Origin of the sequence: Psychrobacter sp. T6-5 (genome assembly GCF_052258485.2) — a bacterium.
Classification (GTDB): Bacteria; Pseudomonadota; Gammaproteobacteria; order Pseudomonadales; family Moraxellaceae; genus Psychrobacter.
Genome location: NZ_JBQQEY020000001.1, coordinates 457184 through 479672 on the forward strand (window position 1 = coordinate 457184; position 22489 = coordinate 479672).

General features: G+C 43.9%; 16 protein-coding genes. 6 read left to right on the forward strand and 10 right to left on the reverse strand.

Annotated features, from left to right (window positions below):
- Window positions 1–56 precede the first annotated feature (56 nt).
- Window positions 57–356 carry an integration host factor subunit alpha gene (locus tag ACTXGK_RS16605; protein ID WP_058023539.1) on the forward strand — a complete coding sequence of 100 codons (300 nt, stop codon included), beginning with the start codon at window positions 57–59 and terminating at the stop codon, window positions 354–356.
- Window positions 357–593: 237 nt separating this feature from the next.
- Here the strand turns inward: ACTXGK_RS16605 and ACTXGK_RS16610 are convergent, their stop codons facing one another.
- Window positions 594–956, reverse strand: coding sequence for a hypothetical protein (locus tag ACTXGK_RS16610; RefSeq protein ID WP_443517287.1), 363 nt, complete (start codon window positions 954–956; stop codon window positions 594–596).
- Between the two features lie 528 nt (window positions 957–1484).
- Between ACTXGK_RS16610 and ypfJ the strand changes: the two genes are divergently transcribed.
- A complete protein-coding gene (gene ypfJ, locus ACTXGK_RS16615; RefSeq protein ID WP_443517285.1) occupies window positions 1485–2375 on the forward strand; it encodes a KPN_02809 family neutral zinc metallopeptidase in 891 nt (296 codons plus the stop codon).
- 178 nt (window positions 2376–2553) lie between these two features.
- On the opposite strand, the gene ACTXGK_RS16620 is transcribed toward ypfJ, so the two are convergent.
- The 3 genes from ACTXGK_RS16620 to trxA form a co-directional block, all read right to left on the reverse strand.
- Window positions 2554–2784, reverse strand: coding sequence for a YMGG-like glycine zipper-containing protein (locus ACTXGK_RS16620; protein WP_201600262.1), 231 nt, complete (start codon window positions 2782–2784; stop codon window positions 2554–2556).
- Window positions 2785–3090: 306 nt separating this feature from the next.
- Entirely contained in the window at window positions 3091–4359 is a 1269-nt protein-coding gene (gene rho / locus ACTXGK_RS16625; RefSeq protein WP_055125334.1) for a transcription termination factor Rho, read from the reverse strand.
- Window positions 4360–4883: 524 nt separating this feature from the next.
- Window positions 4884–5210 carry a thioredoxin gene (gene trxA / locus ACTXGK_RS16630; protein ID WP_201600264.1) on the reverse strand — a complete coding sequence of 109 codons (327 nt, stop codon included), beginning with the start codon at window positions 5208–5210 and terminating at the stop codon, window positions 4884–4886.
- Between the two features lie 407 nt (window positions 5211–5617).
- Between trxA and ACTXGK_RS16635 the strand changes: the two genes are divergently transcribed.
- Window positions 5618–6331, forward strand: coding sequence for an RluA family pseudouridine synthase (locus ACTXGK_RS16635; RefSeq protein ID WP_443517284.1), 714 nt, complete (start codon window positions 5618–5620; stop codon window positions 6329–6331).
- 314 nt (window positions 6332–6645) lie between these two features.
- Window positions 6646–8202, forward strand: coding sequence for a flavin-containing monooxygenase (locus ACTXGK_RS16640; RefSeq protein ID WP_443517407.1), 1557 nt, complete (start codon window positions 6646–6648; stop codon window positions 8200–8202).
- Here ACTXGK_RS16640 and ACTXGK_RS16645 read toward each other — a convergent pair.
- A complete protein-coding gene (locus tag ACTXGK_RS16645; RefSeq protein WP_443517406.1) occupies window positions 8192–9148 on the reverse strand; it encodes an NAD(P)-dependent oxidoreductase in 957 nt (318 codons plus the stop codon). The two genes, ACTXGK_RS16640 and ACTXGK_RS16645, sit on opposite strands and share 11 nt — an antisense overlap.
- A 418-nt stretch (window positions 9149–9566) precedes the next feature.
- On the opposite strand from ACTXGK_RS16645, the gene rapA reads away from it, so the two are divergent.
- Together rapA and ACTXGK_RS16655 are read left to right on the forward strand one after the other, a co-directional pair.
- Window positions 9567–12455, forward strand: a complete 2889-nt coding sequence (gene rapA, locus ACTXGK_RS16650; RefSeq protein WP_443517282.1) for an RNA polymerase-associated protein RapA — start codon at window positions 9567–9569, stop codon at window positions 12453–12455.
- A gap of 373 nt (window positions 12456–12828) precedes the next feature.
- Window positions 12829–13731, forward strand: coding sequence for an acyl-CoA thioesterase (locus ACTXGK_RS16655; RefSeq protein ID WP_075106420.1), 903 nt, complete (start codon window positions 12829–12831; stop codon window positions 13729–13731).
- 68 nt (window positions 13732–13799) lie between these two features.
- Here ACTXGK_RS16655 and ACTXGK_RS16660 read toward each other — a convergent pair whose 3' ends face one another.
- The 5 genes from ACTXGK_RS16660 to ACTXGK_RS16680 all read right to left on the reverse strand — a co-directional run bounded on the left by ACTXGK_RS16660 (window position 13800) and on the right by ACTXGK_RS16680 (window position 22334).
- Window positions 13800–15080, reverse strand: coding sequence for a hypothetical protein (locus ACTXGK_RS16660; protein WP_443517280.1), 1281 nt, complete (start codon window positions 15078–15080; stop codon window positions 13800–13802).
- A 46-nt stretch (window positions 15081–15126) separates the two neighbouring features.
- Entirely contained in the window at window positions 15127–16404 is a 1278-nt protein-coding gene (gene mutY / locus ACTXGK_RS16665; protein WP_443517278.1) for an A/G-specific adenine glycosylase, read from the reverse strand.
- Window positions 16405–16509: 105 nt separating this feature from the next.
- On the reverse strand, window positions 16510–17907 hold the full coding sequence (locus ACTXGK_RS16670) for a KAP family P-loop NTPase fold protein (RefSeq protein ID WP_443517276.1): 1398 nt from the start codon (window positions 17905–17907) through the stop codon (window positions 16510–16512).
- A 129-nt stretch (window positions 17908–18036) separates the two neighbouring features.
- Window positions 18037–18993: a ribosome biogenesis GTPase YlqF gene (gene ylqF, locus ACTXGK_RS16675; protein WP_443517274.1), complete on the reverse strand. Its 957-nt coding sequence runs from the start codon at window positions 18991–18993 to the stop codon at window positions 18037–18039.
- Window positions 18994–19118: 125 nt separating this feature from the next.
- Window positions 19119–22334, reverse strand: a complete 3216-nt coding sequence (locus tag ACTXGK_RS16680) for a DUF2339 domain-containing protein (RefSeq protein WP_443517272.1) — start codon at window positions 22332–22334, stop codon at window positions 19119–19121.
- Between the last annotated feature and the right edge of the window lie 155 nt (window positions 22335–22489).

Genomic DNA, 22489 nt, shown 5'->3' on the forward strand with positions numbered 1-22489 from the left:
CTTCATACCGCTAAACCATGATATTCGACATCACGACATAGCATAGGAGTCGTACTGTGAGCACCTTAACCAAATCTGACATGATTGAGCACTTAATGAGTCATCTAAATCTGACACGCCAAGAAGGTCGCTGTCTGGTGGAGAACTTTTTTGATGAGCTGTCAGATAGTTTGATTGATGGCAAAGAGGTCAAGCTTTCAGGCTTTGGCAACTTTGAGCTTAAAGACAAGAACAGCCGTCCAGGTCGTAACCCTAAAACAGGGGAGCCTGTCGCAGTATCCGCGCGCCGCGTGGTTACGTTCAAAACGGGACAAAAATTTCGTCAGAAAGTTGATGAGCGTTTATTCGATACTTAATGCGTTATTGAGTATGAAAGCCTGCTTATTTTCGCTATAGCCTTGTAAAACTATTGATATGTGTTTGCACATGACTGCGATTACGATTTTTCATATATTGCGCTGCATGTATCTTATATAGCCAATGAGTACCAAGTATGGTTACGGGTAACTAGCTGTCATAAATTGCAGGCATAAAAAAAGAGAGCATAGGCTCTCTTTTTTTTATTACCGTTTATTTATTGTATGAACAATAAATTACTGAGCTGGCTCTTCAACAACAACTTCGTCAGAAGCGTCAACAGCAGCAGTATCAGTTTCGCTAGCTACGTCAACGCTAGTAGTAGTACCGTCTACAGGAACTTCAGCGTCCATTTCGTCAGTAGCAGTTGCAACTTGTGCATCAGCGATGTTCGCTTCAGCGTCAGCAACAGCAGCGTCAGCATCAGCAGGAATCGCTTCGCCGTCAGCAGTGCCTTCAGCTAGTTCTTCTTGTGCGTCTTGCACTTCTTCTTGCGCGTCAGATAAATCTTCAGCAGCGTTTTCTTTGTTGCTGTCACAGGCAGTTAGGCCCATAGTTGCAGTCATGATACCAGCTAGAGCAAGTAATTTAAGTTTCATAAGGTTTTCTCCGGAAAATGAAATGAGCAGTAGCAGCAACAAAGGTCGAATTCCGAGATTTCTCAGAATTCAACTAGTCTTAGTCACAGCTACTCAGCTTCCACGCATTCTATATGTTTTATATGAAAATGGAAATAGGGTTGTACAATTAAGTAACAATAATATTTAAAATAATATTTTACTTCAGCTGTTCGATAGTATTTTTAATACAACAAACCAAATTAATCGACGTATAATCAATGACATCAGCCTATTGCAGAGAACTCTTGGTGTCCATTTATTAGCATGATTTTTAGTATTCATCATGTTTCATCGAGCAAAATAGAAGTAAACACGCCGATTATTGAGATATTAGGAGTCAATAATGATTGACCTTATGAGAAAGTACTTTTAGACCGCTTACTTTTACGATAATTGAGTGAAATGTAGCTGGCTAAAATATTGATTTGAAGGATCTGGCTAGGAGCGGTACAAAATAAATAATGACTGATACGAACAGGTATATATCGTATATTTGAGGAACAAACTATGAAATGGCAAGGCAGACGAGGCAGTTCTAACGTACGCTCCAGTACGGGCGGCGGGAAAATGATAGGTGGTGGTATCGGCGGTATCATTATCGCAGGTATTTTATGGCTGGTATTTGGGGTAAATCCCATGACTGCGCTGCAAACAGGTCAGGTAATCGCTGGTGGAGGTAGTAATGGAACTTCTAGCGAGCCTGCGATAAGCGATGATCGAGATACCCAGTTTGTCAAAGTTGTGCTGGCGGATACCGAAGAGGTCTGGCATCAGATATTTAACGAAGCGGGTAGTACTTATAAAGAGCCTTCATTGATTCTGTTCAATAGTCAAGTGAATTCAGCTTGTGGTGGTGCTAGCGCGGCAACAGGTCCGTTTTACTGCCCAGGGGATCAGACGGTTTATTTAGATACGTCCTTCTTTGTGGAGATGCGTCAAAACCTCGGTATTTCAGGTGATCAGCAAGGATCAGGTAGTCAAGAAAACCAAGGCAAAGCGGGCGATTTCGCGCAGGCTTATGTTATCGCACATGAGGTTGGACACCACGTTCAAACGCTATTGGGGATTAGTCAGCAGGTCAACGAAGCCCGTCAGCAAGTCACCCAAGCACAATCCAATAAGTTATCAGTGTTACAAGAGCTACAGGCAGACTGCTTTGCTGGCGTTTGGGCACAGCGTAATCAAGAGCGTGTACAGTTTTTAGAAGCGGGCGATATTGATGAGGCTATCAATGCTGCCGGTCAGATCGGTGATGATCGATTGGCACAGGCGAGTGGGAGAGCGGTCGCGCCTGATAACTTTACTCACGGTACCAGTCAGCAGCGTGTTGAATGGTTCACTCGTGGCCTAGAGAGTGGTAATGTACAATCTTGCGATACGTTTAGTGGCGCGCTTTAAAAGTAGTGGCGCGCTTTAAAAGTGATTTACTTTTGACAACTCCGCCTATGGGTTATCAGTACAATAATAACCACGCAAAAAGTTGACATAAAAAAGCCTGCAATCAATTGCAGGCTTTTTTTTATCCTCTGGTTGATATCACTCAATTTAATAATGAAGAGATATCAGATAGAAGGATTTAGTTATTATCAAGAATGTAACCACCAGCGCCGCCGATAGCTGCACCAGCTAATGCGCCACGAGCGATGTCTTTGCTATCGCCTTTGCTTCTGATAAGAGCACCAGCAGCAGCGCCAGCAGTAGCACCTTTAGCAGTATTGCTCATACCGCCACCATATGAATTACAACCAGTCATGATTAGTGCTGAGCTCGTAATTGCTGTCATTGCGATCGTTTTAGCAAATTTCATATTATCACCTATTTATCCATCAAATTTAAAATGTAAGACCTTTAAAAAACAATGTCCATGGTAGTTTCAAATGTATTCCTACTATCTGTCATAATAGTCGGTTGCTGACTATATAGTCGTAGTAAAAGCGCTAAACTTTGCAAACAACATGTAATTGATGTTTCCAGACTGTATCATCAAGCAGGTACTTGCTTATATGAGGTACTTAGCTCAAAAATAGGTAGGCGAGTATTTTGGCAATCGGAAATAAAAAAGACCACCTATTGGCAGTCTTAATATAAATAATTGTAGAACAATGCTCGCAAATTAATTCTGTGATTTGCGCTTCATCTGCTCAAAGAACTCATCATTGGTTTTCGCTTCTTTTAGACGATCCAACAAGAACTCAGTGGCTTGAACACCATCCATCGGTTGCAGCAACTTACGCAAGATCCAGACTTTACGCAGCTTGTCTTCATCAAGCAGGCGCTCTTCGCGGCGTGTACCAGATTTTTTGATATTAATCGCAGGGAAAACACGTTTTTCGGCCAAGTCACGCTCAAGCGTAATTTCTTGGTTACCCGTTCCTTTGAATTCTTCAAAGATAACGCTATCCATTTTACTACCAGTATCGATCAATGCACTGGCAATAATGGTCAAACTACCGCCTTCTTCGACATTACGTGCAGCACCAAAGAAACGCTTTGGACGCTCTAACGCATTGGCATCCAAACCACCAGTTAGTACTTTGCCTGATGATGGGATAACCGTGTTATAAGCACGAGCCAGACGAGTGATTGAATCAAGCAAAATAACCACGTCTTGTTTATGTTCAACCAAACGTTTGGCTTTTTCGATCACCATTTCAGCCACTTGTACGTGACGCTGTGGCGGCTCATCAAAGGTAGAGGCAACCACTTCACCGCGTACCGTACGTACCATCTCGGTGACTTCTTCTGGACGCTCATCAATCAATAGGACGATTAGATAGCATTCAGGGTTATTACGGGTAATTGACTGAGCGATGGTCTGTAGCAGCATCGTTTTACCCGCTTTTGGCGGGGCGACGATGATAGAGCGCTGACCTTTACCAATCGGAGCGATTAGATCGATGATACGACCAGTCAAGTCCTCAGTGGTTCCGTTACCAAGCTCAAGTTTTAAATGCTCGGTTGGGAATAGCGGCGTTAGGTTCTCAAAGATAAGCTTATGACGTGAGCGATCTGGCGTATCAAAGTTAATCTCGCCGACTTTCAATAACGCAAAATAACGCTCAGAATCTTTTGGTGGGCGAATCGTACCAGCGATACTGTCACCAGTTTTTAGGCTAAAGCGGCGAATTTGGCTAGGGCTGACATAGATATCATCAGGACCAGCTAGATATGAGCCTTCTGATGAGCGCAAAAATCCAAAACCATCAGGAAGAACCTCAAGTACGCCATCACCATAGATAGCTTCACCGTTCCGCGCATGGGTTTTTAGGATAGCAAAGATAATGTCTTGTTTACGGCTACGCGCCATATTATCAAGACCCATTTCCTTGGCGATAGCCAATAGCTCAGCGATTGATTTTTTCTTTAATTCAGTAAGATTCATAGATAGGTCATTAGCAATTGATCAGATGAGAGATGCCATTAGCAGCACAAATCACGACAGTGATTAAAATAACGGTAATATGATGATATAGGTGTGAGCACAGCGCTGTATTTTATGTAGTTGTGGTTTTGCATGTCTGCTTATGTACGCACTGCAATCATGGAATGCAAGGTAATAAGAAATAAGGATAAAAAAGGCTACATAAGAGTCTGCGTCAAAAACCCAATATCAGTAATTGCGTTTAGTCATTTTGTTCAGCAATGGTGTTTATAATGACGATTGTGTTTTTGTTGATAAACACGAGGAGAATAGCGACAAGATACTAGGAAAACAGTTGGTTTTCTCTTGTCAGCAGACTATACGGTCTTCACAATAGCGTTGTCAATAAATTTTGCCAAAAAAGTCATATAATCAAGTTTTTTGCACAAAAAACAAGCAAAAAAGCCACTATCATAGTCAGATAATGGCTTTCTTGATGAGTCTATCTCGTCCATTTAAAGTCATCTGAAACGAGTAGATTCAGCTTATAAATGCTTGTCTAATACTTTGGCTAGTTCAGCTTTTGGCTGTAGGCCCATGACTGAGTCAACTTTTTCGCCATCTTTAAAGACAAATAGCGTTGGGATGTTACGGATACCAAAACGGCTCGCTGCTTGTGGGTTGCTATCCACGTCAACTTTAACGATCTTAACTTTACCTTGGTACTCAGTCGCTAAATCTTCTAAAATAGGCGCAATCGCTTTACAAGGACCACACCAAGTTGCCCAAAAATCTACCAATACAGGCACATCTGATTCTAGAACGTCTTGGTCAAAGTTTGTGTCGGTAGTATTAACAATAAGGTCTGACATAATTTTATCTCTCTTGTTTTATTTATTCTGTCACCACGAGTAAGCAGTCATATTGGTCTAATAATAAGCTGGTCAGTGGTCAAAGAATCGTTTAGAAATGGTGAAAATGTGCCATTATATTAACATGTTTGCTCAGTCTTGACAGATTCAGGCTGGTTAAATTGTTTAACAATTACGATTAGCACAATAAATCGAAACAGAATGACACAGGTTCGGTTTTCTCTGTTACTTAACACCAGCGCTCTGCTAAAAAATGCTCTGACGCATTATTTCAATAGCTCTTCGGTGGTCGTTTGCGGTATTGAACTTGCCTATTTTGAGTTTCATAAAAAATCCGCCATTGTACCAAGTACACCAGCAGTCAAAAATCCACGTATTTCATTCAATTTATATAAGTAGTTACTGTTATGCCTTTTACTGATGAAGAAGTCGATGCCCTTAACGCGCAAGAAAATGCCTATCCGCTTGAATTTTTCAAGGATTTTGCGCAAGAGATTACCGTTTACGAAGACGATGATATTTGGGTAGTTGATAAACCGGCAGGGCTGCTAAGCGTCGATGGCAAGACTCTCAAAGTGAGTCTGCTTGCTCGGCTTGAGCGTGCCAATCCAGCGGTAAAACTGATTCATCGACTGGATATGGATACCTCAGGTCTGATTATTTTTGCAAAAAATGCCGCTGCCCAAACCAATATCAGTAAGCAATTTATTGAACGTCTACCACAAAAAAAATACCAAGCGCGCGTCTTTGGCGCGTGGGAGCAAGTCGGCGCAACGGGCAAAATATCCGTGCCAGTACGCTATGAGCCGACTACCAAACCGCGTCATATCGTCGATCACGACTGGTCAAAGCATGCATTAACACTGTATGAAGTGATAGCCCATGAACAATGCAATGGTCAAACCGTCACTCGAGTGATGCTAAAACCAGTGACAGGTCGTAGTCATCAGCTACGCGTACATATGGTGCATGCAGGTCACGTGATGATTGGTGATCCTATTTATGCTGAAGGCGTTGCTTTAGAAATTGCACCAAGGCTCAATCTCCACGCCCAGCAATTACGCCTCAAACATCCCACGCTTGGCGCATGGATGGATTGGGAAAGTCCGTGCCCTTTTTAGCATGATATAAGTACTCGTAGGTTTAGGTTGTTAGTAATAGTCAATCCAGAACAGAAGTGGCACATACAGCTATGATGTTCTACTGGTATAAATTTTTCTCACTGGCTGTTCGCAAGCGTGACAGAGGTTTCAAAAAATTCATCCCAGTAGAATTGTACTCTTTTAAAATTGATAGGCTATATAAACGTTATTGCTCAACAAAATCAGGCAAGGCAAGGATGTATGCCACTACAAGGATGATGAATATGCTTGATATGACTTCTGCCAAACAGGCGATTAAAGATCGTTTAAAACTGAAAAAATCCTCATCAAACATGCCAGTAGATTATGAAGTGCTGATCATTGGTGCAGGTATTGCTGGTATCGGTATGGCCTGCCGCTTACAGCAACTACAGCATAAAAGCTTGTTTGGTCATAAAGGTGCAAAAAAACAAAGGCAGAACAAACCAGTTAACAAGAAAAGAAGCTCGCAGCGCTTTGTCGTATTAGAAAAACGTGCTGATCTGGGCGGGACTTGGGATTTATTTACCTATCCTGGCATTCGCTCTGATTCTGATGCCTTGACCTTTGGCTATAACTTTAGGCCGTGGCTAGATTATAGAATGCTGGCAGCAGGTGGCGATATTAAGCGTTATATCGCTGATACGGCGCGCGAGTTTGGTATTACTGAGCATATTCGCTATGAGCATGAAGTTCAGAAAATATCATGGTCGAGTATTAATCAGTTATGGACAGTAACCATAAAAAATTATGCCAGCGGCGAAGTTTTCGTCAAAACCGCAAAGTTTATCGTCGGTGCTACGGGCTACTACGACTATGAGCAAGGCTATCGACCTCATTTTGATGGAGAAGACGATTTCCGTGGTCGTATCGTCCATCCACAGCACTGGAATAATCTAGACTATGATGATAAAAAAATCATCATTATTGGTAGCGGTGCTACCGCAATGACGCTATTACCGGCGTTAGTGGATGAAGACAGTGAGCAATGTGCGCGTCATGTCACGATGCTACAGCGGACGCCCACTTATGTGGCAAGCGTACCGGGCGATGATCATGCTATCGACTGGCTATCGGGCAAGTTTTCTCCTTTATCAAAAGAGCAGGCCTATACAGTACTACGCGCGCGCAACGTGTTGCGGCAGCAAGGGCTGTATAAATTAGCTACTCACGCGCCGAAGCTGATGAAAGTCGTCCTAAAAGGCGGCGTGACAAAAGAGTTAAAAGGTAGCGGCGTTGATATCGAGCACTTTATGCCCGATTACAATCCTTGGGATCAACGCGTATGCGCTGTACCAGACAGTGATTTATTTAAGTCTTTGCACGGCGAGCGTGCAGCAGTGGTGACCGATCAGATAGACCGCTTCACCAAGACAGGTATCATGCTGCAATCAGGCGAGCATCTTGAGGCTGATATCATCGTCACAGCAACGGGGTTAAAGCTGCAAATGTTAGGCGGGTCAGTGGTATATGTCGACGGGCAGGCTATTGATATCGGCACGCGTATGACTTATAAAGCAGTCATGATCGAAGGCGTACCTAATATGGCGGCTTTGTTTGGTTACACCAATGCTTCGTGGACGCTAAAAATTGATTTGGCATGTCAGTATTTGGTTCGGCTACTGAGTTATATGCACAAAAACCGCTACCAAGTCGCGCTGCCACAGGCACAGACGGCGAACGCTACCGCACATGCTCAAGCAGATACGGTGATGGGCTCGCTATCGTCTGGATATGTTAGACGTGCCAAAGACAGACTACCCAAGCAAGGCGATCGCTACCCGTGGTACGTGACTAATAACTATCTTAGTGACCGTGTGATGCTCAAATACCGCAAAATAAAAGACGACTGGTTGCGGTTTAGTCGTTAGTTGTTTGCGGGTTATCGATAAAATCAGCCACTTGCTTGCTTAATATCTGCCATAAGGTCTCTTGGGCGCTTTTGCTGCCCCAGGCATTGTGAGGACTAAATATGACGCGCGGATGGTCGCTGAGACTGAGTAGTGGGTCATTATCAGCGATGGGTTCTTGTTCGAACACGTCACTGGCATAACCGATGATTTGCTCGTTATTGATCGCATCGGTCAATGCTTGGCTGTCGACGACACCGCCACGAGCAACGTTGACGATGAGTGGTTGTTTGCTCATCTTTGCTAACGTGTCTTTGTTAATAAGGTGCTCGGTTTGCTCATTCAATGGACAGTGCAGGCTTATCACATCTGCACGAGCTAATACCTCATCAAATGCCGTATAGTCATCGCTGCGAGGCGTGCGCCCTTGATGCTCGGCCCATAGAACTGTCATACCAAATGCGCGCGCGATTTCGGTTACACGCTTGCCAATGGTGCCAATACCAATGATACCTAGCGTCTTATCTTCCAGATCTATCAGCGGAATATCCAGCAGACAAAAATTCCCATTTGCTAGCCATGTGCCATCAGCGACTTTTTGGTGATAATGAATACCGGCACGCATGGCGGTTAGCATCAGCATAAAGGTATGCTCAGGCACGCTTTTGACCGCGTAGCCTGCGACATTATAAAGTGCTACGCCATGCTTATCGCAAGCGGCTTGATCGACGTTATTCATGCCAGTGGCGGTCAGTTGAATCAATTTTAGCTTAGGTAGACCAGCGATGACCTCCGCACCAATTTGCACTTTATTAGTGATGATAATATCGGCATCTTTACAGCGCTCAATGATGAGGTCTGTGTCTTTTGGCGTGTCGTTATAAGTGACGTAATCGCTTACGCCTGCTGGTGCGGGTAAGTCAATACCATCAGAAAAAGTGCCTTTATCCAAAAAAACGGCTTGCATCATGATTCCTTATTTATTGTTGTCCTATAGATAGAAATAGTTGTCAAATGAATCGTTATCGACTTAATGTAGCACGTTGGGGTTTTTAGTCAAAAACGAATCCATTAAATATTAGCTCATTAGTGATAAGCGTTTAAAAACAAAGTAATTTATATCATGAGTGGATTTACTTAGCATGATTGGGCCCATAGACCTTATAAAGTCATGGGTATCATAAGCCGCCTCTTGAAAATTGAACTTAACGCACTCATCTAGCCGCTAACGTTATATAATGGTACGGCTTGGCTGTCGGTTTCGCTCAGGTTATGACACTACGTTTGCATCTATTGACGATTTGCATCGTTTTTTACCTGACTGCTATCCCAAGCCACCATTGCTATCTAATTTTTAATTATCTGAGTACAAAAGACATCGCCTTATGACTATCTCTATTGCTTCATTGCACAGTACTGAATTCGCCGTTGGCCAACGTTATTTATCTGATACGGAGTCTGAGCTTGGCTTAGGTGTGGTTATCGATGTCGATGATCGATGTGTGCATATTTTATTTCCACAAAGTGAAGAGACGCGCGTCTACGCAAAAAACTCTGCGCCATTATCGCGCGTGGTGTTTAAGGTTGGCGATACTATCTATGACCAAGATGGCAAAAGCTATACGGTCAATGCCGTCGATGAAGTCATGGGCGTACTCAAATACGGCGTCGATGAGCATGAGCGCGGTATCATGGAAACCCGCCTTGCGGCTAACATTACCCTAGCCAAGCCGCTTGAGCGTTTGCTTGCTGGTCGTATTGAGCGTGGTGATTGGTACGAGCTGCGCCAAGATATCTTACGTATGCAATCAGCGTTGGCAGGCCATCCACTCAAAGGGTTGATGGGCGCACGTGTCGATATCATCGAGCATCAGCTCTATATCGCACACGAAGTCGGTAAGCGTATCGCGCCGCGTGTGCTATTGGCTGATGAAGTGGGTCTTGGTAAAACCATTGAAGCGGGCATGATTATCCATCAGCAGCTGCTAACGGGTAAAGCTGAGCGTGTTTTGATTTTGGTGCCAGACAGCTTGCAGTATCAGTGGATGATTGAGCTGCGCCGCCGCTTTAATCTAAACTTTGCATTGTTTGATTTGGTGCGCACAGCTGCGATCAAAGAACATGATCCTGAGCAAAACGTCTTTGCCACTGAGCAGTGCATCATCGCGGGTATGGATTTATTGATTGACCATCCAGATTTGTATGATCAAGCGATGGATGCAGGATTTGATCTATTGGTCGTTGATGAGGCGCATCATCTACATTGGGATGAAGCGCAAGGCGGCAATGATAAATATGATCTGGTGGCAGACTTTGCAGAAGAGACGCCAGGCGTGATGCTACTGACAGCAACGCCAGAGCAGCTTGGCGCGCAAAGTCACTTTGCTCGTTTGCGTCTGCTTGATCCAGATCGTTTTGATGATTTGGATGAGTTCATCGATGGTCAAGAAGCCTTTGCAGAGACGGCAGCAGTCGCTGGTGTGTTGATAGAGGATAAGCCGCTCAATAACGGTCAAATCGCTGCGCTGAGCAATTTATTAGACATCAGTATGGATGAGCTGTCCACGATCAATGAAGACGACAAACTGCGCACCTATGCACTCAACGAGCTATTAGATCGTCACGGTACCGGTCGTATTTTGTTCCGCAATACGCGTGAGAGTGTCAAAGGGTTCTATGGCCGTAGCAGTCAGCCGCACCCACTGCCACTCCCTGACGCATGGAAAGACAGCTATCAAACCAATGGCAAATTGCGTGAGCAGCTATGGGGTGAAGAAAACCAACCTGATGGCGGCTGGCTAGAAGATGATCCACGCGTCTCTTGGTTGGTTGATATCTTACGCGGCGAGCTTAAGCAACAAAAAGTACTGCTAATCGCTCGTAGTGGGGCAACGGTCGAGAGTTTAGAGGCGGTATTGCGTCTGCATGCAGGCATCAAAACTGCTATCTTTACTGAGCAGATGACTTTGCTTGAGCGTGACCAAGCAGCAGCATTTTTCGCGGATAGCGAAGGCGCACAAATATTATTATGCTCAGAGATTGGCTCTGAAGGTCGTAACTTCCAGTTTGCAAGCCAGCTGATACTCTGGGACTTACCGGCCAATCCAGATACCTTGGAGCAGCGTATCGGTCGCCTAGACCGTATCGGTCAGACACAGCAGATCATGCTGCATGTGCCTTATGTACAGGGCACAGCGCAAGAGCGTCTATACCATTGGTATAACGATGCGCTGAATATGTTTAACCAAATATCACCAACGGCACAAAGCGTGCAAGAGCAGTATATCCAAGAGCTCAAGCCTGTACTTGAAGGCGCGGATACTGCGGATAACAATGCTATCCTACAAGACATCATTGATGAGGCGCTACAGACACGTTTGGGCCTAGAGGCGCAGCTACAAGCGGGCCGTGATCGTCTGCTAGAGTACAACTCGTGTCGTCCGCGTGTCGCTGGACGTATTGCGGATGCCATGCGTGACTTTGATGGCAATAATTTGTTGCCGCATTTCATTGAGCGCTTCTTTGCCTCTGCCAATATCGATCATAATATCCAGCGTGATGGCTCGTGGGTCATCGCACCGATCGATAGCACTGAGATCAGTGACTATATCGATGGCTTGCCGCTCGGCGATGAAGACGGTATGACGTTGACTTTTGAGCGTGAGCAAGCGCTTCAGCGTGAAGATATCGATTTCATCACGCATGAGCATCCATTGATGCGCGCTATCTATGAGTTGGCCAGTACCAGCACCTTTGGGAATACGACAGTGGCTATGCTGAAAAGTGCCGCTGTGCCGCAAGGGATGGTACTGCTAGAAGTAAACTTCCGTGTCGAAGCCATCGCGCCAAAAGTGCTCAATCTGCCAGCGACCTTGACCACGCAAAATATTCGTGTCTTTATCAGTGAGCAGGGCAGTGATTTGTCGGCTCGTATCAGTGCTGATATGATCATGCCGCATGTTGAGCGCTTGGATAAAAACCGTGCTCGTCAGGTGATTAAAGTGCGCGGTGATGTGATAGAGCAGCGTTATTATGAAGCCGAAGACATCGCACGCGAGCAAATCGTGGAGATTGGTGAACAAGCAAGTGCACGCTTTAGCCAGCAGTGGTCACGTGAGATCAAACGTCTCAAGCACTTGCAGACCATCAATCCAAATGTACGTCCTGAAGAGGTTGAACGCTTAGAGCAGCTCAAAGCCCAAGGGGAGCAAGCACTTGGCAACTTATCGCTAGTGCCAGACTCTATACGCGTACTGGTGGCGGTGAAGCCGTAAGCACTGAGAAAGTTGGTAGAAACGAGATGTTAGTAAGCATCTCGTTTTTTTATGAATGAGATCGCTTGGACGAGTAAAGTAGATGCGATTTTTTATCGCAAATCGTTAAGCAATACTTACGAGTAAGCCGACAGTAGCTAGTCAAAGCCAACAATATTGGTTAAGATGTTCACCTTTTCTACCTAAAATAAATATGCATCGGTAGTCCTATTGGCTACGGCTGTATATTTATTCTAAAGTCTCTCTTGTGTATATTAGCAAGCGATCTCATATTATTTTAAATTCAAGCGCAGCGGCTATATGGCATCGATATTGTGAGATGCTTACTTTTGGATGCTGGGCGTGTTTGATAAAAATAAGGAAACCTACCGTCATGTCCGATAATTCACAACTGATTGATGAGCTGCTGGCTACGATCGCGCTTATTGAGGTTACGCCCGATGTATTTGAGGGCAAGAGTCATGACTATGTGGGTAGTCGTATATTTGGTGGGCAAGTATTGGCCCAAGCGATTATGGCAGCAGCGCACACCTTAGATCAAGACAAGCCTTGTCACTCTTTGCATGGATATTTTTTGCGTGGCGGCGATATCAATCAACCAGTAATCTATCAAGTGCGCCGTCTGCGTGATGGTCGCAGTTTATCTGCGCGTGAAGTGACGGCTATTCAATACAAAGAAGTACGCGGTAAGCCACCGATTGAGCAAGTAATATTTTCGATGATTGCGTCGTTTTCTCCCATGGAGGACGGCCTTGCGTATCAAGAAGACATGCCTGTCTATCCGCCGCCAGAAGATCTATTGACCGAGCAAGATTTAAAAGAAGAGTACGTGGGCAAAGTACCAGACGCACTCAAAGCACGGTTTATGCGTCGCCGTCATGTCGAGATAAAGCCTGTCAAACCGCGCAATCCGATCAATCCAGAACCGATGAAACCCAAGCAAGCCAACTGGCTACGCATCCACAAGCTTGGCAATCAGCCAGTGGCTATTCAGCAAGCGCTATTGGCATTTTCGTCTGATTTTTACTTGGTTGGTACAGGCCTGATGTCACATGGCGTGAGCTTTATGACCAGTGGGTTGCAAGCGGCCAGTATCGATCACTCTATGCACTTCCACCGTGAATTTGATTTGAATGATTGGCTGCTCTATGACATGTGGAGTGATACCACGTCCAATGCAAAAGGGCTAAACCATGGGCAGTTCTGGCAAGATGGCAAACTGGTTGCCACCGTGCAACAAGAAGGCTTGATGCGCTTGCGTGTACCAAAGTCTTAAGTCTTAGCTCTCTTTTTGAATAATAAATCTGTCTTTATTGTAAACATTAAGACAGATTTATTATTTCTCTATTGAAGGTGAAAGGCGTATAAGATACTTGTAAAAGAGTTTTGCATGATCTTCCACTGACCATTATCTTCTGTTCTTACTCGGACATTATTTTCGCTATCTAGATAATTAGTGGATACATTAACTATTTTACTAATCCTTTGATTGTTGTCTTCAAACTTTAATTCAACTGTTACAAGGGTTATGGCTGCTGCTCTATCTTCGATAGAAATTAGCTTATATGATAAAGGTGTGTGATTTCCAAAATCCTTTTTGGCTAACCCTGCTTTTTTTCCTTTAGGCTTATCAACAAAATATACAAGCGATTCTGATAGTAACCCATACCTCCTAGTTATCCAGTTTTCGATGAATTCGGCTACGGCTCGCTCTGGAGTGTTTAAAGGTAACTCTTCTGCTTTACCTACAAAAGGAAGATAAGTGATATTCTCGCTTGAACGTGGTGTCCAGTTTTCTATTAGCTTTTTTTGTCGTTGGGTGTCTGAAAAGCTTTTTAAAACTTTTCTCCAGCTCTTTTCTTCTTCTGGTTCAGAGTTTTTCTCACTTATTCGTGCGTCTGCCCAATCTTTAGTTGCAAACAATGCTGCCCATACCTTAGCTGCTACTAACTTGTTATCAAAAGCTAACTCTCTACCGTGTAGAATTCCATGTCGATAAGGAATAGTAAGAGCTTCTTCATTAGTTTTACTTCTGCTTTTAGTAAATAAAGACGCTACTACTTGTAATCCTGTCTCATGAGCAGCCATAGAGTCCCACACTGTCATATCTGCTGAATCGGCAAAAAAACCTACATGCTTTGAGATATCATTCACGATACCATCAAGTAAGCTAAGTAGTAGAGGAATACAGGCATGATAGCGTTTTGCTAAGTAATCTTCTTTTGCAAGTTCAATAAGGCGGATACGACGTCGAAATTCTTGATTACCTTGAAACCTAAGTATCCCATATTTTAGACAATCGGCATCATACGAATCAGTAAGAAACTGCTCAGCGACTTTTACGCCTTCGGTATCATATTTAGCAATAGCTTCCTTCATAACTTCTAAGCTCATCGATTCATAAGCAACCCAGCCCAATTCTGAAAATCGCTCGTTAAAATTATCAGGTATTTCAAAGATTTTAGATTGCTCTTTAATTTCAGGGAAGCTCTCAAAGGCTTTACTGATCTTTGGAGAGAATACTTTTAAAAGTGGAGAAATCTTGTATAGAGCTTCTATACCTTTTATTTGATTTGTTACTTTAACAAACGACGGATTGTCTTTAATCTTTTTAGGCTTGCTCATAGATGACTTCCATATATAGATATAAAATATCTTTGGATAGAACTATTTAACGCTCAATAACTTTTTCCATCGCACGAGGCAACCCTAGATTGTCTTGCGCTGTTTGTTCGGTGAGCCATTTAAAATCAATCTCGGCTGCTGCTAATTTCTCGTTGAGTTCTAGCATTTTCGCAGTATCGACAGTGAGTTTGCGCGGGGTCAAATACCAGTGGAAATGCGTCAATGAGTGCTTAATAGGCGCGTCATCGAGCAATGACTTACTGACGGATTCGGTCACCAATTCATTTGTTATCAGCCATTCATGGACAATTTGCTCAGCCGTGGTAAATTCTGTCTCATAGACTTTCTCATTACTGCGCACGCCACTTGCCACATTTGACGACTTATCATCGCTAGCTAGCGTCTTTTTAACAGTAGCATTACTGTTCGTTTTACCGTCAACTTTTTCTACGAACTGTAAAGGCAAGCTCCACAATCCGCCCCAAATACCGTTATCAGGGCGTTGTAGCCACAATATCTCACCGTCTATATTTTCTATCAGTAACGCATCACTAAACTTACTCGGTTTGGGCTGTTTTTTCGCTTTGACAGGATAATCAGTCTCGCGCCCCTCAGCATGTGCCAAGCAATCTTCTTGTAGCGGGCATAATAGGCAAGCAGGTTTGCTACGCGTACATAACGTTGCGCCCATATCCATCATAGCTTGCGCAAATAGTCCTGAGTTCTCTGTCGGTGTCAGTCGCTCTGCCAATGCCCATAAATCTTTGTTGGTAGCAGATTTAGTGATGTCGCCGTCGATAGCGGCCCAACGTGTCAGCACTCGTTTGACATTACCATCGCAGATGACGCCATAACGGTGTAATCCCATCGCCATAATTGCGCCTGCGGTCGATGGCCCAACGCCAGAAATCGCCTCCCAGCCTGCGAGCGTTTGCGGGAACTCGCCCGTCTCCTCGATTACTGCAACCAGCTGCTTCGCGCCTTTATGTAAATTACGGGCGCGCGCATAGTAGCCAAGTCCTGCCCAATGCTCAGCAACCACATCCCAGTCGGCTGCGGCCAAATCTTGCACGGTCGGAAACGTCTCCATAAACCGCGCAAAGTAGGGCAGCACAGTAGTCACTTGCGTCTGCTGGAGCATGACTTCGGATAGCCACACGATGTAAGGATTGGGCGTATCGGTCTGGTGCTGTTGCCACGGCAAATCATGGCGGCCATTTTCGGCAAACCAATCTAGGAGGCGCGGGGCGAAGGCGTTAAGGGAAGAGGTGGTGTGATTAAAAGTCGTGTTAGAAGATTCAGAATTGGCAGTTGGCTGGGTCATAGGCTTTATTATTTGGTTTTTTGAAGGTAGGTAATTATACCTGATAGGCGTATTTGCTACGACCCAACTTTAACGTAATGCTATTAAATAATGTAATAAAAATAACTACTTAATAATGTCGAAGAGTAAGAGGTTATTGATTACCTGCTTAATATATTCATCATTATGTATATCGCTGACATAATCATATTTGCCTAAACTAATCTTAATATGCCTTTGCATTGTTTGTCGTTCAATAGTACTACTTGGCAGATCTAAAAAAGAGTTTATAAAATACCCATCAAATACGAACAAGAAAAGATGCTTAACGGACAAGTCATTAAGAATGTCAGACCTAGAATGTGGATGGCTTATATCTAACCTAGAACTATTAGTAAAATTTGAAAACTTAGTAGAGTTTATATGTCTTGTTACGATTTGGTTTAGTAGCTCTTTATCCATCATATAAACAAAAGATAGAAAGACCATAAAAATCTCCTCAGCAATGGGAGATTTACTTTTGTCTTTATCTTCAAAAACAATCAATGTTTCAATACAACGTACAACTTGTTCGATATTACGAAGTGATAATTCACCGAGATCTAAAAATTTTGGAATCTCATAGATGAACTGGTTGTCTTTAAGTGTGTGTGGAATCACCTTGCTGTCTTGTACTACTTTTCTAAAGTAAGTGTCGTTGTTGTCAATCGCTTGATTCTCCGCACCTTTACTAGTCGTAGGTAGGTTAATTTGATACTTAAAAAATTTATATAAATAGCTATTCGAGTCGGTCTCGTTGCCATAGCTATGTTTAATAGTCGCCTTTAGTTGATCCGCATTGGTAACGAGGATAATTTGCACGTTTTCAACGTCAAAAACATGCTTAATGGTTTCAAGCATTGCCACTGCAAAATCTGGTCGGCAGCGATCAAGCTCATCAATGAGTAAAATGATAGGGTTGGTGTAAGCAATATCTGATAGAGCATCACGCAATGTCGATAAATTCTTTTCCGCTTCTGCTTGATCTTTAATCATAGACTCAAGTGACTGGTCGATAAGAGATTTTGACCCATCCTTTATTTCTTCCATTCCATCTGCTAGTGCATCAGGAATATCTGCCGCGTATCTACCGAATGCAAATCCTAATCCTGCTTTGAGACCTATACCAGAAATAAGCCTTAGGTAAGGCACTGCATTTTTTATAAAATTCTTTCGCTTGTCGTCTTTTTCATCGTAGAAACTAGCCACCTCAGCTATAAGTGTTAAGAGCGGCTCGTTGGCATGATCAGCTTGAAAAGCATTTACATAGCCAACTTTATAGTCATTCGTATTATCTGCTTCAATTAGATTTTTAAGTTTGAAGCAAAACTCGGTTTTGCCTGTCCCCCATTTACCATCAATAATAAGTGGTGACACATCAATAGCTGAATCTAATAACTTAATGATTTTTTCGGCAATAGGCTTACGTGTAAACTCATCTCTTTCATCAAATGTGAAATCTTTCATTAAGTTGTAATCTGTCATTACTTATTCTCTATATTTGTATTTTTGACATACGATACTTATGTTATACAGAGAATAAAGGCATAAAAAAAGCCCACAAGGGCTTTTATATAGGCAATTATTTTTTGAGTAATGAGCCTTGATCTAAACTTACTTCCGATTCTTCCGCGTTTTTAGACGACGTAACCGCTTTTCTTCCTCTTTCGCTTTTTTCTTTTCTTCAGCAGCGAGTCGCTGTTCTGCGACGACGATTTCTTCTACCTCAATCATAGCGGGTGTTTCAAGCGTGATACGCCCGATCTTGGCGCTACGCAGCTCGTTGATGAGAATCTCAGACATACGGTAGGTATCGACTTGGTTGCCCGAACGCACACAGCCGCGATTACGACCCGCCACTTCAAAAAACTCCCAATCGGTCTTGGGTAACTCGTCAATTTTATAGCGAGTTTTTAGCAGCTCAGGATAGGCGTGCATCAAATACTCAGCGGTATAGCTTGCCACATCAGCGAAATCAAACGCGGTATCACGAATACCGCCTGTCGCTGCTAGACGATAGCCAGAGTTTTCGTTTTCAACTTTTGGCCATAGCATACCGGGTGTGTCATAGAGCATGATGTCATCGTCGAGTTTAATCAGCTGCTGCGACTTGGTCACCGCTGGCTCATCGCCTGTTTTTGCCACCGCGCGTCCAGCCAGCGTATTGATCAGCGTTGATTTTCCCACGTTTGGAATACCCATAATCATTGCTTTTATTTGACGACCAGTGCCTGCTTTATTGGGGACGAGGTGTTTGCAGATGGCAATGATGCGTTTGACGTCATTGGCTTTGTCAGTATCGCAGGCGATGGCTTTGACTTGGCTTTGCTGCTCAAGATGATCCATCCAGATTTGAGTCAATTCAGGATCGGCAAGATCGGCTTTGTTCAAGATTTTGATGACAGGTTTTTCGCCGCGTAGGGCTGCGACCATTGGGTTTTCGCTGCTATAGGGGATACGCGCATCGATGACCTCGATGACCACATCCATCTGCGGCATGATTTCTTTGATTTCGTTGCGGGCTTTGTTCATATGCCCAGGGAACCACTGAATACTTGCTCTCTTATCCATCTGCTTTTATAACCTTTTATAAAAAATGCTAAAAGTAAAACAATCAACGTCTACTTTCTAATGGTGTCCAGTTTACTACAGAACCACCTTGCTCACGGCACAATTTCACCCAACCAGCTTTGTCATTACGCTTGATTTTGTTTCTCTGTTCCCTCGTGCGCGGGTGGTAATGGGGCAAGGTAACCAATTAATAGTATTAAACTGCCTGCGCCAAGGAAGGATATGACTCGCCAAATAGCCTCAGTCTGTGACAAATCTACCAAGACCAGCTTGAGTACGACGATACCTAACAACCCAATACCCATAAACCAAAGCGCGCGCTGCCAATAGCGGCTGGCGAGGATGGTGGCGACCAAGGCTAAGAGCGTCCATAAAATCGTCAATCCTGTTTGTACTTGCTCGCTGCTCCATGCACCGCCCTGAGCACCGTCCCAAAGTGGTGTACCGATAAAGGCGTGTAGCGTTCTAACTAACATGCTAGATATCAGCCAAAAGCTGATCAATCCTAATATAATTAGCAGGTTCTCAGCGGTGAATACTCGCTTAGATTTGGCAGCTTCACTTATTGCGATAAGTGTCCCGTCGCGGTTTTTTTGGCTTATATAATAAAGACTAAAGCCAACCAATAGCGTCAACCACGAGGTGATGTCATACAGGTTGAATAGTGGGAAATAAGACATGTCCCAAACTATACCGTCATAAGACCAATTGGTCAGGACAATCCAAAGTAAAGCGATGGGAGCAAAGATGGCGGCGCAACCTAATAATGCCTGTCGCCAATTAAACCAGTACAGCAGACCTTGTTTTAACACTTTATTAGTCGATGTATTTTTTTTATTTTGACTAAGATAACGATGATTGAGCCATAACCCAAACAATATGAGTGTCGCTGAAAACAAGATAGCCATCACGCCATCAGAGTCTGGTAGGCCATAATGCGCAGCCGCAGCAATCAGTAACAGCCCTGTACCGAGCCAGCTAGTAGCCGTATAGCGTGAAGTATTTTTATTGTCAGACCATGTTTTTAGCCATAGCTGGCCTATCAGTAACCAGCCAATTATCAAACCTAAGAATACTAGCCATTCTGTTGTCATCCATGTCAAATTGAGCTCAAACTTTTGCGGGAGCTGTATCACTAGCATGAGACAAAACAACAGTAGCAACCCACGACTAAACTGCCGAACCTCTGCCCATGGGCGATAGCGATTGATTATCCAGTAGGTCGTGAGGCTAATGAGTGCGGCTAGCGCAATGACCGTGGTCTCTAACTGCCAAATATCAAACCAATGATGAACATCAAGCATAAGCACTTGTAGTACCCACGCCATAGTAGTCACTGTCAGAAACTTTATTACTCTAGGACTGTGCCAGACAAGCCTGAATACGCGGCTTTGATTATCGATAGAGATTAGCCACTGCTGGGCAGCTTGGGTACTGACACCAAGTGTACGGGCGTAACGAGTAACCGACTCTGGGACAGTTGCCGCGTCATACTGATTGCTACTTTTATCAGTATCGCTACTATCGAGTGCAGTCATGAGCATGGTAGGGGAGTTGCTGGCTCGTAAGATAAAGACAGTCGTCAGATAAGCAATCGCTGAGATACTAAAGGCTAAGACGGGATAGTCTTTGCTAGAGAATATCGCGGTGGTCAAAAGTATGCCGATACTAACGAGCTGCAAAAGCAAGCCAAATAACACTGACCATGATCGTAAGGATCGCCTGCCAAACCAGACTAATGCAAGCCCTTGTACTGACCACCCAAAAGCAATCCACTCAGCATCCAACGCTAATGGTATCACCAGCGCTAAAAACCCAAATCCTAATGCCAGCATACCTTCAGTGATGAGTGCATAGCGCCCACTACGCTGGACAAACAGCCAGCCTAGTCCGAGATACACCGCTGCCAACATCGTACTAGTAAAGGTTAGGGCGTTGGGAATGTCATCGAGTAAGGCGGCAAATAAGCCAAAAGCCAGAATCGGTACCGAAAACAGTAAACCCGTATCAATGGGAAATACATAGGAGCTGCCTACATTGGTTCTGTCCAAGTGCTTTGTGTCATCTGCATTGTCAGCATGACTGAGGTCTTTTTCATTTAGCGCATTGTAAGTAATGATCTGCTGCGCATAACGAATGACGACAAATAGATAAAGCAGTAAATGTAACGCAACCAGTGCCACTAATGCCCAACGCTGCGACTCTATGACAGCAGTTAGATTTTCACTGATGCCCCAGTAGTAGGCCAAACCAAACGTCACCGATGCGCCGAATAAATTCAATATTTTCCATGGGCGGTAATGAGCAATAACCGCAATCGTGACATTTAACAGTAGGTAATAGCTAAATAACGTGACCAAGCTGCCAGTATCTTCACTGGTCAGAATCGGTGCAAAAAATCCACCAGACAATGCCAGCAATGCTAAAGGAAAAGCGTTTTGGCGTACGGCTAAAGCAATAGTAATCGCAGACAATAACCCTAGTCCAATAAAGCTCGGTACACTCGAAATGATCTGATAGACGCTATAGGCAAAAAAAGTGCTCAGATAGGCAATCGCTAAGCCTGCACCTTGTAGCGTAATTCCATACGAGAAGCGTTTTGCCGTGAGCTTCAATCCAAGTGCTGACAATGCTAGCCCTATGATACCGATGGCTATCAGCTTTGTGGCAATTGAAATCTCAATATACTCACTTAATAAGCGCAGTAGTAATACCACACCGATGAGTAGTACCAATACTCCGACACGCACAACGAGATTGCCACCGAAAAACCAGTTTTTGATGGAATGAATAAGCGATGTGACGATAGGCAGTGAGCGTTCATCAGGCTCAATTGGAGCGGCTGGTACGCTATGCGCGGTTGTTTTTGAGTGGAGATTATCTATAGGGTCATCATTAGCGACGCTCGATATGATATTTTTGGTTGACGTTGGCAACGGCGGCGGTAACGTGGATGGCGACGTAAATGATGATGTGGATGGTAAGGTATCTGCTGTTGACAGATGTTGTGAATCAAAAGCTTTACTCTCATTAGCGCTGTTTGTCGCAACGATATTAGAGGGCTCAGTCGCGTTATTTTTAGGCGCATTGTTTTCAGTTGCGATATCTTCAGTAAAAGATCTGCGCACATGAACACTGTCATCAGCCAAACCGGTAGATGAGGCGGTCATACTATTGTCTTTTCTGAGGTATTTTTGCCGCTCAAGCTCAGCTTGTAATTTTGTGACGTCGCGGCGTAGATGCTCGATTTTTTGAGCTATCCTAGTATATAACGCGACTACTACAATCAACAGAATCGTAAAAGCCAGCCAACCGAGCTGGGTCACTAATAGATATAACATCTTCGTCACTCAAGCCAACGGATAGTAAGATGATAATGACGCGATTTGATAAGAAGTACAAGACTGGTCTGATAACGCGCCTCAGAAATGGTAGTTAAAATATACGCAAAATAAAAGGACAGCTTAAATAGTTAAGCTGTCCTTCTTGATAAGTT

Excerpts from the sequence above, each read along its gene's own strand:
- ACTXGK_RS16610 (WP_443517287.1), bottom strand. The coding sequence starts at position 956 with ATGAAACTTAAATTACTTGCTCTAGCTGGTATCATGACTGCAACTATG.
- ypfJ (WP_443517285.1), top strand. The coding sequence starts at position 1,485 with ATGAAATGGCAAGGCAGACGAGGCAGTTCTAACGTACGCTCCAGTACG.
- ACTXGK_RS16620 (WP_201600262.1), bottom strand. The coding sequence starts at position 2,784 with ATGAAATTTGCTAAAACGATCGCAATGACAGCAATTACGAGCTCAGCA.
- rho (WP_055125334.1), bottom strand. The coding sequence starts at position 4,359 with ATGAATCTTACTGAATTAAAGAAAAAATCAATCGCTGAGCTATTGGCT.
- trxA (WP_201600264.1), bottom strand. The coding sequence starts at position 5,210 with ATGTCAGACCTTATTGTTAATACTACCGACACAAACTTTGACCAAGAC.
- ACTXGK_RS16635 (WP_443517284.1), top strand. The coding sequence starts at position 5,618 with ATGCCTTTTACTGATGAAGAAGTCGATGCCCTTAACGCGCAAGAAAAT.
- ACTXGK_RS16640 (WP_443517407.1), top strand. The coding sequence starts at position 6,646 with ATGCCAGTAGATTATGAAGTGCTGATCATTGGTGCAGGTATTGCTGGT.
- ACTXGK_RS16645 (WP_443517406.1), bottom strand. The coding sequence starts at position 9,148 with ATGCAAGCCGTTTTTTTGGATAAAGGCACTTTTTCTGATGGTATTGAC.
- rapA (WP_443517282.1), top strand. The coding sequence starts at position 9,567 with ATGACTATCTCTATTGCTTCATTGCACAGTACTGAATTCGCCGTTGGC.
- ACTXGK_RS16655 (WP_075106420.1), top strand. The coding sequence starts at position 12,829 with ATGTCCGATAATTCACAACTGATTGATGAGCTGCTGGCTACGATCGCG.
- ACTXGK_RS16660 (WP_443517280.1), bottom strand. The coding sequence starts at position 15,080 with ATGAGCAAGCCTAAAAAGATTAAAGACAATCCGTCGTTTGTTAAAGTA.
- mutY (WP_443517278.1), bottom strand. The coding sequence starts at position 16,404 with ATGACCCAGCCAACTGCCAATTCTGAATCTTCTAACACGACTTTTAAT.
- ACTXGK_RS16670 (WP_443517276.1), bottom strand. The coding sequence starts at position 17,907 with ATGACAGATTACAACTTAATGAAAGATTTCACATTTGATGAAAGAGAT.
- ylqF (WP_443517274.1), bottom strand. The coding sequence starts at position 18,993 with ATGGATAAGAGAGCAAGTATTCAGTGGTTCCCTGGGCATATGAACAAA.
- ACTXGK_RS16680 (WP_443517272.1), bottom strand. The coding sequence starts at position 22,334 with ATGTTATATCTATTAGTGACCCAGCTCGGTTGGCTGGCTTTTACGATT.